We start from the raw sequence: 16,612 nt of genomic DNA, 5'->3' as shown, positions 1-16,612 counted from the left end.
CCGCGTAGCCGCGGTCTCGGAGGTGAGCCGGGGGGTGCCCTCGACGTCTCCGTCGCCTACACCGCCGACGGTGGCGAGGATGGCGACCGGGCCGGTCCGCGGGCCGCACTGGCCGACAGCGAGCAGATGGTGACCCAGACCCTGGTCCTCGACCGGCTGAACACGGTGGAGCAGTGGCACGACGGCGCACAGCTCTTGCGGGACCCGATCGCCGAAGTCCGGCTCGCAGGAGTAGCTGCTGAGAGGTGATACTCCGTTGATACTGCTGACGGCGCTTGGTCGCGTTCTTTCAATACAGGCCTGGTGATGAGTGTGGGGTGGGGACGGTGGTGGGGACCGTATCGGCAGGTGTGGTCGGTGCAGGGGGCGGCCGGCTTCAGCTCGGTGGGCGCGCTGGCCCGGTTGCCGCAGGCGATGGCCGGTCTGGGTGCGGTCGTGATGATCACCGGCCTGGATGGTTCGTACACGGTGGCTGGCGCGGTCGCAGGGATGATCTCGTTCTCGCAGGGGCTGCTGGCGCCGCAGGTCAGCCGGCTCGCTGACCGGTTCGGCCAAACCCGGGTGGTGGCCCCGCAGGCCGTGGTGAACGTTGCGGCGTTGTGCGGCCTCGTCTTCGCGGCGTACCGGCATGCCGGGCCGGGAGTGCTGATCGGGTTCGGGGCACTGGTCGGCGTGTCGCTGCCGCAGATCGGGGCGTTGACCCGGGCCCGGTGGACAGCTTTGCTTCGCGACGATCGTCGCCTGGATACGGCGCTGGCGGTCGAGTCACTCATCGAGGAAGCGGTCTTTGTGATCGGTCCGGTGGTGGTCGTCGCGGCGGCGAGCAGCATGATGCCGGCGGCCGGGCTGCTCATCGCAGCCGTGCTGGTCGCCGTCGGATGCAGCCTATTGCTGGCGCAACGGGCCACTGAACCGCCCCCGCAGCCGGGAGCAGCGGCCGGTCACGCGTCTGCGGCCACCGCCCACGCGGGGTTGTGGGTGCTCATCGCCGTGTTCCTGGGCATCGGGGTGCTGTTCGGCTTCATCGAGGTCGGCGTCGTCGCGCTGACCCGCGAACACGACCGGCCCGGCGTGTCCGGGGTCATGCTGGCGCTGTGGGCCGCAGGCAGCCTGATCTCCGGGATTCTGTACGGCACCAACTCCTGGCACGCGGGCGCGGTCCGAAGGTTTGTGCTCGGTGTGGGAGCGATGGCGGCCGGAACCGTGCTGGTCGCCGGCTGCTCCGGCTCGCTGACGGCCACGACCGTGGCGCTGGTGGTTGCCGGCACTGCGAACGCACCCACGCTGATCACCGGCAATGCGCTGGTCGCCGTCGTGGTTTCGGCGCATGCGGTGACCGAGGCGTACACCTGGCTCGGTGTGAGCGTCTTCGCCGGCATCGCTGTCGGTGTCTCTGCCGGTGGTGTCCTTGTCGATGGGGCCGGTGGCGTCGCCGCCCTGTGGGCCGCGACCGGGGCCGGCATCGTCGCCGCGGTGGTTGCGGTCTCCGGCCGCCGCCGTCTGCATGCGCCCACTGAGTAGGTGCCTGTTTCTGAACCTCCGGCCGCCACCGGCTCGGTGGCGGCCATCAGGTGCTCCGCCCGCTTAGGGTCGGTGGCCACCTGCCGCCCCGCCTCGAAGCTCGGTTCAGCTCCGGCACCGGCAAAACCCACCTGCTGATCGGACTCGGGTCCGCCGCGGCGATGGCCGGCTTCCGGGTCCGCTACGCGCTCGCCGCCCGCCCGGTCAACGAACTCGTCCAGGCCGCCGACGAGAAACAGCCGACCAAGACGATCGCCCGCTACGGACGCGTCGACCTCCTTTGTATTGGTGAGCCGGGCTACCTCGAACTGGAGCGCCGCGGCGAGTCGTGAGGCTGGACCAAGACCTTCACCGACCCTCGGCTCTGCGCGGCAATCGTCGATCGGCTGACCTTCAACGGCACGATCATCGAGACCGGCACCGAGTCCTACCGAGTTGCCCAGACCAGGCCCAAGCAGCGGCGAGCCTAGCCGCCTGGAGCTCACTGCGGTCCCTGGCAGGCTGGGCGGAGCTCGCGCCCGGCGGCACCTGGCAGGCTGCTGGTCAGCGATCGACATGATGGGCGGTGGCAAGATCTCAGGTGTCTCCAAGGGGCGACTATGACGTTCAAGACCGAGGCCGATTCCGGGGTCGCCGATCGGGATGAGTGGTCCTATGCACCCGCGGTGGGCGCCGGACCGCTCCGGTTCGGCATGACCGTCGACGAAGTGGTCGAGGCGGCTCAGGTTCTCGGCCAGACAGTGGTCAGCGATTGCCCACGGGACCACACGATCTTCTCGCCGACTTGGAAGATCGAGGTCCGTCGCGGGGTGGCCCCTTCTCCGCCTGCCGTCACGGCCTACGTGAGCCAAGCTGTGGGGTTGTTCTGCATCGCAGCCGACGCCGTCCACGGCCCCCAGGTCGAGCACGGCATAATCTCGTTGGTCGGAAGGGACCTGCTGGAACTGGAAAGCGACGTGATCGCGCATGCAGAGGCAGTGGAGGGGCACTTTCGCTACACGCCCGAGGGATACGCAGGACCGGATGATCCCGGGGTCGTCATGCGCGGGCAACTCGTCGGGCAGGTTCTGCGATCGCGTCCGCTGTTCATGGTGACGCGCGACGGCGCCAATACCGAATGGGACTCGATGCCTTCGGAGGAGTACCGCCGCGGTCAGCCAACGACCTGACGTGGTGTGACTCGCGGAGAGGGGAAGAGATCGTCGGCTGGAGCCACGCGAGACCGGAAGCCGGGGCCGCGTCGAGCCGGAACAGAGACCCCTGGCACGACGACATGGGGCCGCCTGGAGTGCGAAAAGTGGGGCCAGTTCGGGGGTCTGGCACAAGTTCCGTGAGCCGGTTGCTGACCGTGACGTCAGTGGCATGTGTTGAGATGACGGGACTCTGTTCGCCGACTTGCCGGGAGATCGTCTCGATGTCTGCCGCGTATCCCTCCTTGACGCGAGCTCTGGCCGAGGCTCTGGTCGATGTCCTCTGGTTCGTCGAAGGCTGTGAAGACGAGCAAATGGATCCAGACGACGCCGTCAAGGTCCTGGAGGGCGTCGCCCACGTCGTCAGCAAGCTGTCACGTGAGCAGCAGGACGAGTTCCTCGGCCTACTCGCCGCCATGGCCCGCGAGGAGCCTGATCCGTCGCGGCGAGCGTTTCTGGAGGAGTTCCCGGACGGCTTCGGACTGGTGGAGGACGCGGTCTGACCACAGCCTCAGGAGAGCAGGACCCGTTTACGCAGCAGGCCGAAGCCGGCACGGCCGAACATCTGCCTCTTGAGCATCTTGATCCGGTTGACTGCTCCTTCGACCGGGCCAGAGTTCCAGTCGGTGGTCAGCCCGGCGGTCACCGCGTCGAGGTCGGTGTTCAGTCCGGCGGCGAAACTGCTGATGCCGGGCAGTTCGGCGTCGGTGGCCTCGGTGATCCAGTCGGGCAGGCGGTAGCCGCTGAGAGTGGTGAGCATCTCCGCGAACGAGCTGGTCAGTTCTGCGGCGGACGTGAGTTCCGGGCAGTGGTCGAGTACGGCCTTGCGGTGCAGTTTCTCCTCCTCGGTCAGGGTGGCGGGGTGGCGGGTGAGCCAGCCGGTCACCTGCCGTACCGACGGCGGTGGCGGTGCGGGGGTGAAGCCTTCCCGTTGCGGCAGGTCTCTCCGGATCCAGTCGCGGACGGTGGAGTAGTGGCCGCGGAATCCGCGTTCGGTGATCTCCCGGTGGAGATCCAGGATGGTCATGTTCCCGTCGGTTTCGGCCCAGCGCCCGGCCACGTAGGGCTTGAACGGGTCGAGTTTACTGGGGAGTTGACGCCTGCGGCCCTTGACCATGTCCTGCCAGCGGGCGGCGCGAGCGTATCTCTGCACGGTGTGCCGTCCCCAGCCCAGGTGGTGGGCGACGCCCCGCAGACTCATGCCCTGGGCGAGGAGATCGTGGACGAGGGCGTGGTGGGCGCGGGCCCTTTCGGCGAACTTGCCGGTCGGGTCACCTGTTTCGGCCTCCTGGCCAGGTGCCGTCTCGGCGGGCGTCTCCCATGCGGGCTCCGGTTCCGGGTTGATCGGCGGGAGGTCGCGCAGGCAGGAGCGGTGATCGGCGACGGTCTTCTCGACCGCGGAGGCGAGGTTCTGCCAGAGGTGGAACCGGTCCGCAACCTGGAGGGCCTGGGGTGCGGCGGTGTCGGCGGCCTCGGCGTAGGCGCCGGCGCGGTCGCGGCAGATGACCTCGATCTCCGGGTGGGCCGCGAGCCACGGGGCGAGGGTGGCGGCGTCACGTTCGGGCAGCAGATCGAGGACCCGGTGGGTCTCGGCATCGATCACGACCGTCCCGTAGACATGACCGCGCCGGAGCGCGAAGTCGTCCACGCCGACGACGCGAGGCTGCGTCGCTGCCGGGTCGGGCAGGTCCATCACCCGCCGCAGCAGCGTGGTGCGGCTGGTCGCGATGCCCATGACCCCGGCGAGGCGGGCACCGGCCCGGCCCGCCAGGGCCAGCCCGATCTCACTCATCGCCCGGCGCAGCCGCTCAGTGACCCGGCCATGGCGGCGGGTCAGCCCCGGCACCTGCTCCACGAACGTCCGCCGACCGCAGGCCGAGGCCGTGCAGAAGAACCGCCGGACCCGCAACGCGAGCTGTGCTTGTCGCCCTGCAGCCGGCAGATCTGCCGGAAACCGCAAGTAGGAGCTGTGCACCCGTTCCGTCCAGTGAGCGCAGTCGGGACAGGCAGCCCCGACAGGCGTGCACCGGGCCTCAACGCGTATCGCCTCGCCGTGCGCATCCATAGCCACGACGGCGACGCCGGGGACCGACGGGAACAACAACTCCTGCAGCCGGGACAACACCTCGTTCACGGCCACCGAATGTCGGCCGTACCACCGCACGAGGAACGATTTCAAGGCGACTTCCGCACCCACCACAAGAAGATCAACAACTACAAAGCGTGACCGGCTCACGAAACTTGTGCCAGACCCCAGTTCGGACCGATAATGCCGCCGCCTGAGCGTCGACTGGCGCGCCGAGCTGCTCGCCGACCTCGGCAACCCACCGGTACCGTCCATGCCGGACAACCGCTTCTGGGGGGTTCTGCGCAACCCCGACATCGACTCCCGCTCGTACGCGGCCCGTTACGCCCAGGACCAGGACCAGGACCAGCACTGATCCCAGCGACGGCTGAGTCGTTCGTGTGAGTGCTTCACCTGGTGAGACCGCGCAGGCCCTGGCTGTCAGCGCCGCGCAGCGAGCAGACGCCGCAAACTGAAACGCCTGGTCAGCCGGGGCATCCTCCTCGAAACCGAACTGGCTTGTTCGCCCGCCTCGAAGTAGTACTTCACCGCTCTGGGCGCAGGCATGGCGTGCGGCAGGAACTCCCACTGACAACCCGTGCGGTTCTGATAGAGGATCGCGTTGAGGCATTGTCAAGGCTTGTGGAGTGATCGGCCGTCGGCAAGGGATGGGCTTGAGTCTCCCCTAGGGGGAGACGCCAAGGCGGGGGCATGGACGGCGACACGCTCTACCCGATCGGCGAACTGGCCCGGCGGACCGGTCTGACGGTCAAGACCATCCGGTTCTACTCCGATCGCGGGATCGTGGTGCCGACGGACCGCAGCCCGGCCGGCTACCGCCTCTACAACATCGACGCCGTCGCGCGCCTGGACCTTGTGCGGACCCTGCGGGACCTGGGGCTGGACCTGGCCACGATCCGCAGGATCGTGGACCGGGAGCTCTCGCTTCCCGAGGTCGCTGCCACGCACGCTGAAGCCCTGGCCGTGCAGATCCGCGTCCTGCGCCTGCGGCATGCGGTGCTGACGGCGGTAGCAGAGCGCGGGCTCACTGCTGAGGAGACGGATCTCATGCACAAGCTGGCCCAGCTCTCCGAGGACGGACGCCGAGGTCTGATCGGGGATTTCCTCGATGCCGCCTTCGGCGGTCTCGGCGCCGACTCCGTGTTCGCGGGTGTCAGGCGCTCGATGACACCCGAGATACCCGACAACGCTGAGGCAGAGCAGGTTCGGGCATGGGTGGAGTGGGCCGAACTGGCCCTGGACCCGGATTTCCGCGCCAGCGTGCGGCGGACGGCCGAGGACCACGCGGCCGAACAGGCACAAGGCGACACCACGGTCCCGCGCCGCGACCTCGCCGCAGTCGTCCGTGACCAGGCCGGCCCCGCCCTGGCAGCGGGCATCGACCCGGCCTCGCGCCGGGCCGATCCGATCGTCGCGACGCTTGCGGCTCACTGTGCCCACGTCCTTGGCTGCCCCGACGACGCCGAGCTGCGCCGCCTGCTGCTGGCCCGGCTGGAGCGCGTGAGCGACCGCGCCGGGATCGGCACTTCCAGCTCCTCGCAGTGATCAATGGCTGGCCCGTCCCGCAGAGCCTGGCGCCGGCGTTCGACTGGGCCCTCCAGGCCGTCCGCGCGCGAGTGGAGCGCTAGTGGGCCGGGACCTTCGCCGTGGAGTAACTGTCAAATCCTGTGGATCATCGCGGAGAACCTCAAGCCAGCTGTAGCCATTGATCGAGGGCTGCGAAGTCCAGGTCGGTGAGGCCACGGGACGACGCGACGCGATGGAGGATCGCCTGTGCGGGGTGGTGGGTGGATACCCAGTCTCGGTCGGCGTCGGTGATCTCGTCGTCGACCCAGGCGAACGGGCGTCCATTCGCCCACGCGACGAGGGTTCGGGTCTTCCAGTGGAGCCCGAACCACTGGTCTTCGCGTTCGTGGGCGGCTGAGGGCTCTGGCCAGTTCACGACCGGCAGCTGCGGCAGGCCGAGCCGCGGTGCCAGCTCGATATTGGCCTCTTCTTCCCAGGTGGTGGCCCAGACCAGGTCGCACGGCAGCGCCGCGAGCCGCGGCCCGATCTGCGGGTCGAGCCGCGCCAGGTGCGAGTTCGATGCGGTGCCCGGCAGATCGCGCGGCGGGCCGTCACCGAACGGCAGGAGCGGCCCGTCGACGTCCAGGAAGAGGAGTGGACGGTTCCCGTGCCTGGTCATGCTGCGCTCACCTCGGGACGCTCGACGAGGTAGCCGTTCTGGAATGTGGCGCCGTTGCGGACGAGGGCGACGAGGTGGGGTGCGGTGATCGCGCGCCAGCGGGCCTGGGCGGACTCGGCGAGCTTGAACACCATGGCCAGGGCTGCTGCGGGGCTGCCAGCTCCGAGGGTGACCCGGCTCCTCAACTTGACGGTGCTGAAGGTGGATTCAATCGGGTTGGTCGTCGTGAGGTGGACCCAGTGTTCGGCGGGGAAGTCGTAGAACGCCAGGAGTTCGTCGGTCTCGTCGGTGACCTTCTTCACCGCCTTGGGCCACTTCGCGCCGTAGGCGCGGTCGACTTCCTTGACGGCCTTCTCGGCGTGGTCACGGTCTTCGGCGTTGTGGATCTCATGCAATGCCTTCTTCGCTCCGGGCTGGGCCGACTTCGGCAGGGCGTTGACCACGCTCCGGGTTTGGTGAACCCTGCACCTTTGGTGCCTGGCCTGCGGAAACACCTCCGTAAGAGCCCGCCACAGGTCCATCGCGCCGTCACCGACCACGAGTTCGGGGGCCTGCATGCCGCGCCGTCGGCAGTCCAGCAGGAGGTCGGCCCAGGACTCGGTGGACTCGCGCAGTCCTTCGGTGAGCGCGATGAGCTCCTTGCGGCCGTCGGTGCGCACTCCCATGAAGGACCAGGATGCAGGAGCGGGCCTGGCCGAGGCGGATCTTGGGGTGGACGCCGTCGGCCCACACGTAGACGCAGTCGGATTCCGACAGGTCGCGGGCTTGGAAGGTGGCGTGGTCATCGCTCCATTGCTTGGTCAGCCGGGTCACGGTGGCCGGCGAGAGCCCGGCCGAGCTGCCGAGGAACTGCTCCATGGCGGGCACGAAGTCGCCGGAGGACAGTCCGTGCAGGTGGAGCAGGGGAAGGACCTCGCTGATCTTCGGGGACTTCCGGCACCAGGGGGCCAGGATCTGCGACGAGAACCGCTCGCGCTCGCCCGTGGCGGCGTCGACGCGCTTGTCGTTCACGCGCGGCGCCTTGACCGGGACCGGGCCGGCGGCCGTGGTCACGGTGCGCTCGCGGTGGTGGCCGTTGCGGACCACCAGTCGGCGACCGGCTTCGTCACGATGGTCGGCCAACTCGACTATGTACTGGTTGACTTCGGCTTCCAGGGCTGCGGCGAGCATCCGCCGGGCGCCTTCACGGACGATGTCGTCCATCAAGGAGCCGGTCTCGGTGGTTCCGTCGTTGTTGACTACGCTGAGCACGGGCGTGCCTTCCCGACCCGCGCGCCAACGCTGGCCTACTCGATGACCAGAGGTCGATCACTCGGGAAGGTATGCTCTCCGCGTTCCGCGAGGCACCCCTCCCGAGGCCGATCCACAGGTCTTGAGCATTGCTCTTCGCCGTGAGGGCGGCACCCTGCCGCATACGATCGTCCGGTGAACGACACCGTCATCCTGCATGCGGGCGCGACGCCCTCCGCTCCCGCCCTCGTCCTTCGCCCCTGGTGCGTGGAGGACGTCGCTGGGCTCGTCGAAGTTTTCCGGGATCCCGCACTGCGCCACTGGACCAGTTCGGCCGTGGAAAACGAGGCCGATGCGATGCGGTGGGTGCGGGGCCAGGAGCGGGGCTGGGCAGCGGGGGACCGGTTCGGTTTCGCGGTTCTTGAAGCGCATCCCGATTCGGTCCACAGGCAGTTGGCGGGCCATGTGGTCCTCAAGGAAGCAGCCTCCGGCAAACCGTCGGCCGAGGTGGGCTGGACTGCGGCGCATGCCCGCGGGCGGGGTGTGGCGCCGCGCGCTTTGGAGGCTCTCACCGGCTGGGCCTTCGACGCCCTGAGGGCTGACGGGCTGGAGCGCCTGGAACTCCTGCACCAGGTGGACAACCTGGCTTCCTGCCGCGTGGCGTACAAGAGCCGGTACGTCCTCGACACAGTTCTGCCCGCGGCGCCGCCCTCGTTTCCCCGCGAGGGTCATCTGCACATACGGCACAGGGATACCTGAGATCCATTCCTCTTCTTTTCGGACCGGTTAAGGGCCACGAACCCGTCGCCCGCCAGCTCGACTCGCTGGGTACGTCGCCACCCCGATCACCGCCCGGCGCGGCCTGCTCGCCCGCCTGCACTACCTCACCTGATCCGACCGCGCCCGCGCCGCCGCCCGCCATGCCGGCCTGACCGCGACGCCTCGCACGATCCGGGCTGGCTCGCCGGCACCCGCTCACCCTCCCGCGCCAGCCTCGCCACGATCGAACAGGCCTACCGCGCGGTGCGGCGCGAGAACGGCGCCCGCTACCTCCTGGCCCGCCTCAACCGCCAGAGCCGCGGCACCCGCGTGGAGTTCCACCCGCTGAACCAGTCCCAGGTCATCCGCCCGCACCAGTGGTCGGTGGAGTACCGGACGCTGAACGTGCGGCAGTGGGACCGGATCGTCGCCGCCTGGGCCGCCGACGATGACGACGCCCTCGACACCGCTTGGGTTGATGACACCTTGGTCGACCTCGGCTCCCACTGGTGCCAGTACGAGTACGTCACAACATTGGATTCGCCCCATGACTTTGGGCACCGCAAAAGACGCGCTCGAAAATCCACCCGCTGACCGGTAATGAAAAACATCGCTGCCCCGGCACACGTCGGAGGTGCAGTGCATTTACGCCGACAAAGGAGAGAAGCCATGACGGAGACAGCCTGAGAAACCGACGACGGCAGCGCACTTTCAGCGCCACTCTCTTACCTGCGCGTGGACCGTTTTGCGCTGCCTGAAAATCGCCAAAGCCGAAGCGCTTGCCGCGAAATTCCATCCCTACTGGCAGGAAGCCAGTAGGGTGACTCCGCAGAAAATCCGCATTTCCCTCGGACTGCTCTACGTCGTTCGGAAGAGGCTCCGCACACGGCACGCCGCCGACTCGACCGTTCTCGGTACCGGGACGACACAGACGACGCCGTACTCACCGAGGTCTGGCGCGACGGTCAGCGTGCGCAGCCCGTCGCCGCGGCCGGGCCGTCAGGCGTGCCTGGTGCTGTTCGTGCCACAACGGCCCCATCTCAACGACGAGTTCAAAGATCACTGCCGGTGACAACTCGGTGGCCCGGTACTCCACCACAATCAACTCATGTGCCCTAGTCCCCATCATGCCAGTTCAACGAGCTACCCGGTGCACCGAGCCACGGCCAACCGTGCACAAGGTCGTCAGCCACTTCCTGCCATCGATATTGAGAAGCGGTAGGGAACACCTGTAGGTATATCAAAATTTCCTCATGGAATCGCGTCGAATCTCTGGGTAGCCTTCGGTGTATCCGGTGGTCTTTCCGTGATCCGCAGTGCTGTCACGAAATGGCCGGTGAACTGAAGGTGCGGCTCGATCTGGAGCGTAATTGGAAGAGCTTACACCCGGGCTGGTGCCCGTTGCATAGGTTAATCCGGAGGATAGAGACCAGGACGGGTAAAGATGCCGGAGGGAGAAGTAGTCGGGCCGTTCAGTTTCCAGGCCAAGCGGCATACCCTTATGCCTTCTCCCTCCCGCCTGCAAGGAAAGTCTACGTGAAGCAGAAACCCATTCGAATGGCGGCAGCTACCGCGATGACTGCTGTAATTCTCGGCGTCGCCGCGCCAGTCGCAAGCAGTCGAGACTCACCGTGACAGGGCGGCGGCTTCGCAGGCAGCGGAGTCGTTGCGGCCGACTGCTGGCGATGTCCGCGACCTCATCTCCCGCATGCGGGTAGACGGTGCGGACACCGAACAGATTCGAGAATTCGAGCAGTACGCGAAGCAGCTTGAGAACCCCGACGCACACGAGGTGGCCGAGCGGATCCTGGGGTCGGGAACGATCATTCGCAAGCTGATCGTCGGCGGCCTGCGCCGCGGTGGCGTGTGGGCTGGCAAGATCGTCGGCAAGCTCCACAAGAAGAGCGGGGCCTTCCTCAAGCGCAACGGCGGCAAGGTCGCCGACGCGGTTGAGGGCGTCGAAAGCTGGAGCGAGACTGCTCTGACCATCGCCCTGGTCAAGGCCGGTGTTCCAGCTGACATCGCCAAGGAACTCGCGATGGCCATCATGATGATCGCTGTCTGAGACTGTTGATTTCGCGGGCGGCATACCGGCCGGTCCGGGTGTCGGCCGCCCTTCTCCTGTACGAAGGAGGTGCGTCGTGGAGCCTCAGCGGCCCGATGAACCGACCTGGGCCTCTCTGTCGATGTCTGAGAAGGTGTCTGCGGCCCTTGGCATGACGGGCCTGGGGATCGTCATCCTCGGCGCCTTAGCCATGATGCTGCTGGCGGGCGTTATGGCTGTCGCCTTTCTCTTCAGCAACTTGATCGAAGCTGACAGCACCAGCTCTCTCATTTGGGCAGTCCTGCTATGCCTTCCCTGTGGTCTGATCGCGAGCGTATTCACCACTCCCGTGCGCCTTGCACTGGGCCTGGCATGTATTTCCGGCAGGTCCAAACGCCGTGCGGACATGGCCACATCCGCAACTACGACCTTTCTGGGGGCGTTGCTCGTTGAATCCTTCACTCCCGGGCTCCACGTAGAGCATCCTTGGCTTCCAGCGCCACTGTCCACACTGTTGGTTGCTCTTACCAATCTGGTGATCAATCGTGTCGAGCGCCGTAATGGCCGCCGAAACGGCGACGCACGTTGAGGACGACCTTCCGGCAGCCTAGCCCGAAGCCGGCCAGGTGGACGAGGCGCCCGGTCGGCCAAAAACTCAAACTCAGGGTGCCCTCGACTCGTCCATGACGTGCATAGCGGACGAGAGCACCCCGAAGGTACGAGCCATATCTCCATGATCTCGAACCAGTACTGTTCGTCATAAGCGGTTGGTATTTCACGGCATCAGCATCGAACCGGCCCGCGCAGACGAACGACATCCCGCCCCCGGTCAGGGACATCGGGGGTGGGCCATTCACTTTGCTAGACGTTGAACATTCCATCACCAGGAACGCCCCGACAGTAGAGCCAACCAGACACTCAGTGTGGTGACGTGCGCGGCTGGCTCCCGTTCTTTTCTGCGGCTTGCCGGACGAAGACGGCGAGGAGATCGCGTGCTGCCTTGGGTAGTGCACACGAGCGTCGGTGTTGGATTGCTGTGCGGACCTCGGTGATGTCGTCTGCCAATCTGCGATGTGTGATTGCGCCGCTGCGCTCCAGTGGATCGCCGACCACGCTGTAGTCGGGCAGCACGGCGGCGCCCAGGCCCTCGGCCACCATCAGCTTGCTCATTTCGGCGCCGTCGGTCGAGTACGAGAAGTGTGGCGTGCGGCCACTTAGCAGCCGATGCACGTATCGGTGCATGATGTAGCCGGCTCGCATCACGATCAGGGGCTCGGTCAGCAGATCGGTGACGGTAACGGCTTCCAGCGCAGCCAAGGGACTATCCGGGCGTATGCAGATGACCGGTTGGCCGCGCACCAGGTCGGTGGTGTGCAGGTCGGCCGGAAGATCGTCGCCGTGAAGGTAGCTGACCAGCCCGAGATCCAACGAGCCCTCTTTGAGGCCCTGGTGGATGACGGCCTGATGTTCGGTGACTACCTCCACCTGCCTTTGCGGGTGGGCCGCACGGAACTCGCGGACGGCCGGCAGGAGCAGAGGCACAGTGGCAGCGTTGACTGTGCCAAGTCGCACCACGCGGCTGACGTAATGCTGTGTGTCGGCCGATCGGCGCAACCGGTCGACAGCCTCTAGTACTTCTGTGATGTGCGGGAGCAGCTTGCGCCCTTCGTCGCTGATCTTCGCCCCGGATCGTCTGCGCTCCAGCAGCTCCACCCCTAGCTCCCGTTCCAGGTTGCGGACCGACTCGCTCAGGGCGGGTTGAGACAGGTGCATGTCCTCCGCCGCGCGGCGCAGCGACCCCAGTCGAATGACCGTCGCAAAGTATTCCAACTGTTCCACGCGCACGATGGTTCCCTTTCACTGTCACCGAACCCGACGACTTTAGCCGCCGACGAGGTAGTGAAAGGTTGTGCCTATCACCACCTCGGTTATTCCTTGTCGACCGCATGAGCCGCTGCATGTAAAGTACACGAAGCGGCCCGAGGGATTTGCGATGCTGGCAACAAGCTTTTGTTGCAGGGAGATGACGGGTAATTAAAACTTCTTGCGTATCCGCGCCTTTTCGGCCTCGCGCAATTATTCGCCACCTTAACTCATCGTGACGTGAAGTGACGCCCAACAAATTAAGGCCAGTACTCCATCTGTCGTTCGTCAAGTAATTCGCCAATGATTGAGCATCATGGAAAACGTGTGCAGGAAACTGTCGTGTGGCGGCATCTGCTTCCGCAGATCTGACGGAATTTCTGGATGCGTAGAAGCACCCTGCGGAGGGTTACCACTTGAGCAACGCTCAGCCAAGGCAGGCACTCGGGGGACGCCTGGGACATACCTGCTGGCCTGGAAGCCGTCGGCAACGGGCATCATGCCGGGTCCTCTTCGCCCACGGATTTTCGTGCTGGTACGAGGCTGCGGGACACCACCTTGCAGCTCGTCTGCATACCGCGCGACACACCTGTGGTGACGGGTCGCTCAACCCCCGCAGGGACAGATCCTGCACGGGTACTGCCGCGACGCGCGCATCCGCACCCTGCACGCCCCTCCGTATAGGTGCTGCGCAGCGACCATCTGCCCTCTACCGCCACATGTGCCGTTCATGCACCCCGAATCACCTATCGCTCAACGCAACAGATCAAAGGATGTCCGGTGTTAAGAAGTACCGCTGACCGCCACCGTACGGCGCTTCCGGAGCTTGCCACTCTGACCGCTGCCGCCCTCCTGCTTACTGCCGGACAAGCACATGCCGCAACACGCCAGATAGCAAGCACTCCGCCGCCCCAAACCCTCCTGAGCGTGCCTGCCGCAGGTTCTGGCCAGCTCACCGTGGCCGGTTCGCACGGTGGTCAGGTTGGCATCGGCCTTCCGGGCTCACCGCAGACCCGCCCCGACACCTACCCCGACGGTACGGTGATGTATACAGATCCGAACGCCACCACTGACGTCGCTGTGCACACCTCTCACAGCGGAGTGGTGAGCGCCCTGGTCATCCTCAAAAACGCCGGGGCCGCCACGGAATATCGCTTCCCGCTCAACTTGCCCCAGGGCAGCAGCGCGGTACCCACTGACGACGGTGGAATAACCATCTTCGACAAGGCGGGCCAGACCGTCGGATCGTTCGCCCCGCCCTGGGCGACCGACGCGAATGGTGAGCCGGTGAAAACGAGCTACCGCTCGGACGGCGGCGACCTCGTTCAGACCATCCAGGTCGATGAGAGCACCACATACCCGGTCATCGCTGATCCTGCCTGGTGGGACACGGTCAAGGACATAGGGGGCGGCATGGTCGAAGATACCTGGAACTCCATGAAGTGTGGAGCCGCACTCGGCGCGGCCTTCGTCCCAGGTACGAAGGCATACAAGCTGATCAAGGCAGCCGGCGGCATCAAGAAAATCCTCACTGTCCTGGCCAGTGTGGACACCAAGAAGGGAGCCCTGTCCGCACTTGGCTCAGGAGGATCTAGCCTGTTCGGAATCAAAGCGATCAAGAAGGCATGCTTCGACGACCTCCAATAGCCCGGTACACAAAGCGGCCCAAGGAGGTCACATGAACACGCTTCCTACCAAATCTGCTTCGCGACGCCCCGTCCCCCTGCGGGGAGCGGCGATGATGGCGCTCGGATACGCCGTCCTCTACCTACCGTTGATCTATGTCCTTGACCGGCAGATCAGCGCCGCATGGCTAGCGGGCCCAGCACTCGGCATCGCCATCGTGACGTTCATTGCTGACTGGAAAGGCATCGGGGACAAACTCTGGTTCATCCGATCGCTGACCCTCGTCATCGTCACAGTCGCCGTCATCGCCAGCATGCTCTCCTGACGCTGCACGCCTCGATCCGCGTGGCGATTCCGGTGAATTTCCTCAACAGGCAGCCCGTCAGGGCGGGAAGGGATCTCTAGGCGGTCGAGGCCGACTACCCTGCTTGCCCAGGGTCATCGGCAACGCCGCATCCCGCACCACAACCTCGCGCCCGGCCACATCGGCGATCAGCTTGATGCTTATGGTCTGTTCTGGTTGCCTTTGGTGTTGGTCTCGGATCGTATGGCCGTTTTGCCCACGTCGTAGTGGGTGGCGGGGTGTCGGTTCTTCGGGCCGGGCGGTCGGCCGGGGCCGGGCCGGGTGGGTTTCGGTGCACGGGCCGGGCAAAGCAAGTTGGGGCGGAGGTTCCTGAACCCCCGGCGGGCCCGGGCGGGGGTGAGGCGGCCGGACTCGGCCGGCTTCTCCCATTGGTGGCGGAAGTTCTCGGCCAGCGGCCGGGCGAAGCGGAGTTGAGGATGCGCTGCGGTAATCAGCCAGGTCCACCGGTCCGCCGTCTCGGGTGTGCGGAGCTTCGGGCGGGTCCAGCCCAGCGTCTGCTCGATCATCCGGAAGGTGTGCTCCAGATCGAAGCCTGCGCAAGAACGCCAGCCAGTGCAGGTCGGCGTCCTCACCCGACAGGCCGGTGGCCGACGTCCACAACCAGGCGGGGAATGGGTCGTGGCCGCCGGGCAGGCGGTCAACCTCAAGTCGGATCAACGTGCCCTCGACGACAGGGAGTTCGCCGGTGTGGTCGATCCATGCGGAGCGCGTGGTCAGCCTCGGGTGAATGCGGTCCCAGGCCATCGTGCGGGCGATGCCGTAGCGGTCGGTGACCTGCGCGGTCTTCGCGTCCGGAAACGTGCGCCACGGTGCGGCCGAGCGCATCAGATCGAGCGAGGCTGACGATCGGTCGCGGACCTCGTCGACTGCACCATCCATACGGCGAATACTCAGAGTGATCGCGGCACTGCCCATGGCGTCCCCCAGCGCGGGCCGGAGTGAACAGGCTGACCAGGCAGTCTCACGTCCGTGGCCGAACGGCCACGGACTGGCCATAGCCCCTGAGATTCGGCCACGGATTCTGAGATCCCACAGCTGAAAGGGCTCGGGGCGTGCGAGGTAGGTCTGTGATGCCCCGGAGTATCTGGTCCGGCGCGATCAGCTTCGGTCTGGTCAGTTCTCTGAACCAGGCCGACCCCAGGGCTGAAACCGTCGCGCCGGTGAGTCCCTACTGACGCGCCGCACTGCAATGCCGGTGTCTGGGCTCCCGTAGTCACGGGTCTCCCAGCAAAGCCCTCGCACCGCACACCGCTGTGGGCAACCCGCAGTTCGACGCCGTCAGGCCTGGAGGACTGCATCGCGGAACAGGGCCCGCTTGAGCAGGCCCTCCAGCGCGTCCTGCTCGTCCTGTGTCAGGCCGGCGAACAGGGGTTCCTCAGCCAGAACCTTCAGTAGCTGTTCGCGCAGTTCGATGCCCTCGGGGGTCAGGACAAGCTGCTTGGCCCGGCGGTCGGTGGGGTGGGGACGGCGCTCTATCAGCCGCAGGCTCTCCAGCTTGTCGATGACGACGGTGGCATTGGACGGTTCGCAGCTCATCCGGCCGGCCAGCTCGCGCATGGTCATCGGGCCGGTCATCTCGCGCAGGGCCGAGGCCTGGGCGACGGTCAGACCCAGCGGCGTCACCCAGTCACGCATGCGGGCGGCGCTCTGCATGTCCAGGTCGTGCACCAGCTTGCCCAGCTCCCACTGCGCTTCCGCCTGCTCCTGTGTCATCGCCATAGCCCCAGGCTAGCAAACTGCTTCA

At 66.3% G+C, this 16,612-nt stretch carries 13 protein-coding genes and 6 pseudogenes; 12 read left to right on the top strand and 7 right to left on the bottom strand.

The window, feature by feature from the left end:
* The first annotated feature begins 126 nt into the window (after nt 1–126).
* The 5 genes and pseudogenes from AAW13_RS47555 (at nt 127) to AAW13_RS39645 (ending at nt 3,214) form a co-directional block, all read left to right on the top strand.
* Nucleotides 127–249 (top strand): hypothetical protein, encoded by a 123-nt coding sequence (locus AAW13_RS47555; RefSeq protein WP_276207637.1) that lies wholly within the window; start codon nt 127–129, stop codon nt 247–249.
* A 99-nt stretch (nt 250–348) separates the two neighbouring features.
* On the top strand, nt 349–1,521 hold the full coding sequence (locus AAW13_RS39660) for an MFS transporter (protein ID WP_143145080.1): 1,173 nt from the start codon (nt 349–351) through the stop codon (nt 1,519–1,521).
* Between the two features lie 110 nt (nt 1,522–1,631).
* A pseudogene (locus AAW13_RS39655) lies at nt 1,632–1,991 on the top strand (ATP-binding protein); the annotation flags it as partial.
* 129 nt (nt 1,992–2,120) lie between these two features.
* Nucleotides 2,121–2,690: a hypothetical protein gene (locus AAW13_RS39650; protein ID WP_046730749.1), complete on the top strand. Its 570-nt coding sequence runs from the start codon at nt 2,121–2,123 to the stop codon at nt 2,688–2,690.
* Nucleotides 2,691–3,025: 335 nt separating this feature from the next.
* Entirely contained in the window at nt 3,026–3,214 is a 189-nt protein-coding gene (locus tag AAW13_RS39645) for a hypothetical protein (protein WP_338059080.1), read from the top strand.
* 8 nt (nt 3,215–3,222) lie between these two features.
* On the opposite strand, the gene AAW13_RS39640 is transcribed toward AAW13_RS39645, so the two are convergent.
* Both AAW13_RS39640 and AAW13_RS44460 read right to left on the bottom strand, forming a co-directional pair.
* Nucleotides 3,223–4,782 carry an ISL3 family transposase gene (locus AAW13_RS39640; protein WP_240528875.1) on the bottom strand — a complete coding sequence of 520 codons (1,560 nt, stop codon included), beginning with the start codon at nt 4,780–4,782 and terminating at the stop codon, nt 3,223–3,225.
* Between the two features lie 435 nt (nt 4,783–5,217).
* A pseudogene (locus AAW13_RS44460) lies at nt 5,218–5,397 on the bottom strand (IS5/IS1182 family transposase); the annotation flags it as partial.
* Nucleotides 5,398–5,487: 90 nt separating this feature from the next.
* Between AAW13_RS44460 and AAW13_RS39630 the strand changes: the two are divergent.
* Nucleotides 5,488–6,425: pseudogene (locus AAW13_RS39630) on the top strand (MerR family transcriptional regulator).
* A 59-nt stretch (nt 6,426–6,484) separates the two neighbouring features.
* On the opposite strand, the gene AAW13_RS39625 reads toward AAW13_RS39630, so the two are convergent.
* Both AAW13_RS39625 and AAW13_RS39620 read right to left on the bottom strand, forming a co-directional pair.
* Nucleotides 6,485–6,982, bottom strand: coding sequence for an HAD domain-containing protein (locus AAW13_RS39625; protein ID WP_046730747.1), 498 nt, complete (start codon nt 6,980–6,982; stop codon nt 6,485–6,487).
* Nucleotides 6,979–8,233 (bottom strand): annotated as a pseudogene (locus AAW13_RS39620) (IS256 family transposase). Before AAW13_RS39620 ends, AAW13_RS39625 begins: the two are co-directional and overlap by 4 nt.
* A gap of 174 nt (nt 8,234–8,407) precedes the next feature.
* Here AAW13_RS39620 and AAW13_RS39615 point away from each other — a divergent pair.
* The 4 genes and pseudogenes from AAW13_RS39615 to AAW13_RS45675 all read left to right on the top strand — a co-directional run bounded on the left by AAW13_RS39615 (nt 8,408) and on the right by AAW13_RS45675 (nt 11,604).
* The gene (locus AAW13_RS39615) at nt 8,408–8,971 is read left to right on the top strand and encodes a GNAT family N-acetyltransferase (RefSeq protein ID WP_079179148.1); all 564 of its coding nucleotides are present in this window, start codon (nt 8,408–8,410) and stop codon (nt 8,969–8,971) included.
* A pseudogene (locus AAW13_RS39610) lies at nt 8,968–9,565 on the top strand (transcriptional regulator). The gene AAW13_RS39615 and the pseudogene AAW13_RS39610 overlap by 4 nt, the downstream one beginning before the upstream one ends.
* 1,114 nt (nt 9,566–10,679) lie before the next feature.
* Nucleotides 10,680–11,036 carry a hypothetical protein gene (locus AAW13_RS39605; RefSeq protein WP_240528871.1) on the top strand — a complete coding sequence of 119 codons (357 nt, stop codon included), beginning with the start codon at nt 10,680–10,682 and terminating at the stop codon, nt 11,034–11,036.
* A 76-nt stretch (nt 11,037–11,112) separates the two neighbouring features.
* Nucleotides 11,113–11,604, top strand: a complete 492-nt coding sequence (locus AAW13_RS45675; RefSeq protein WP_143145079.1) for a hypothetical protein — start codon at nt 11,113–11,115, stop codon at nt 11,602–11,604.
* Nucleotides 11,605–11,933: 329 nt separating this feature from the next.
* On the opposite strand, the gene AAW13_RS39595 is transcribed toward AAW13_RS45675, so the two are convergent.
* Nucleotides 11,934–12,860 carry a LysR family transcriptional regulator gene (locus AAW13_RS39595; protein ID WP_046730745.1) on the bottom strand — a complete coding sequence of 309 codons (927 nt, stop codon included), beginning with the start codon at nt 12,858–12,860 and terminating at the stop codon, nt 11,934–11,936.
* A 945-nt stretch (nt 12,861–13,805) separates the two neighbouring features.
* Here AAW13_RS39595 and AAW13_RS39590 point away from each other — a divergent pair.
* Both AAW13_RS39590 and AAW13_RS39585 read left to right on the top strand, forming a co-directional pair.
* On the top strand, nt 13,806–14,525 hold the full coding sequence (locus tag AAW13_RS39590) for a hypothetical protein (protein ID WP_143145078.1): 720 nt from the start codon (nt 13,806–13,808) through the stop codon (nt 14,523–14,525).
* Nucleotides 14,526–14,556: 31 nt separating this feature from the next.
* Complete coding sequence (locus AAW13_RS39585; RefSeq protein WP_143145077.1) at nt 14,557–14,829, top strand: hypothetical protein; 273 nt, start codon at nt 14,557–14,559, stop codon at nt 14,827–14,829.
* A 179-nt stretch (nt 14,830–15,008) separates the two neighbouring features.
* Here AAW13_RS39585 and AAW13_RS47225 read toward each other — a convergent pair.
* Nucleotides 15,009–15,663, bottom strand: a pseudogene (locus AAW13_RS47225) (NF041680 family putative transposase); the annotation flags it as partial.
* Nucleotides 15,664–16,146: 483 nt separating this feature from the next.
* Nucleotides 16,147–16,587 (bottom strand): MarR family winged helix-turn-helix transcriptional regulator, encoded by a 441-nt coding sequence (locus AAW13_RS39575; RefSeq protein WP_476756035.1) that lies wholly within the window; start codon nt 16,585–16,587, stop codon nt 16,147–16,149.
* Nucleotides 16,588–16,612 lie beyond the last annotated feature (25 nt).

It is taken from the genome of Streptomyces humi (assembly GCF_001005085.2).
GTDB lineage: Bacteria > Actinomycetota > Actinomycetes > Streptomycetales > Streptomycetaceae > Streptomyces > Streptomyces humi.
The sequence above is the reverse complement of the archived record's forward strand: the minus strand, read 5'-3'. Positions and strand labels throughout refer to the sequence as shown.

Excerpts from the sequence above, each read along its gene's own strand:
- AAW13_RS39645 (WP_338059080.1), top strand. The coding sequence starts at position 3,026 with ATGGATCCAGACGACGCCGTCAAGGTCCTGGAGGGCGTCGCCCACGTC.
- AAW13_RS39650 (WP_046730749.1), top strand. The coding sequence starts at position 2,121 with ATGACGTTCAAGACCGAGGCCGATTCCGGGGTCGCCGATCGGGATGAG.
- AAW13_RS39585 (WP_143145077.1), top strand. The coding sequence starts at position 14,557 with ATGAACACGCTTCCTACCAAATCTGCTTCGCGACGCCCCGTCCCCCTG.
- AAW13_RS39605 (WP_240528871.1), top strand. The coding sequence starts at position 10,680 with ATGCGGGTAGACGGTGCGGACACCGAACAGATTCGAGAATTCGAGCAG.
- AAW13_RS39625 (WP_046730747.1), bottom strand. The coding sequence starts at position 6,982 with ATGACCAGGCACGGGAACCGTCCACTCCTCTTCCTGGACGTCGACGGG.
- AAW13_RS39575 (WP_476756035.1), bottom strand. The coding sequence starts at position 16,587 with ATGGCGATGACACAGGAGCAGGCGGAAGCGCAGTGGGAGCTGGGCAAG.
- AAW13_RS47555 (WP_276207637.1), top strand. The coding sequence starts at position 127 with ATGGTGACCCAGACCCTGGTCCTCGACCGGCTGAACACGGTGGAGCAG.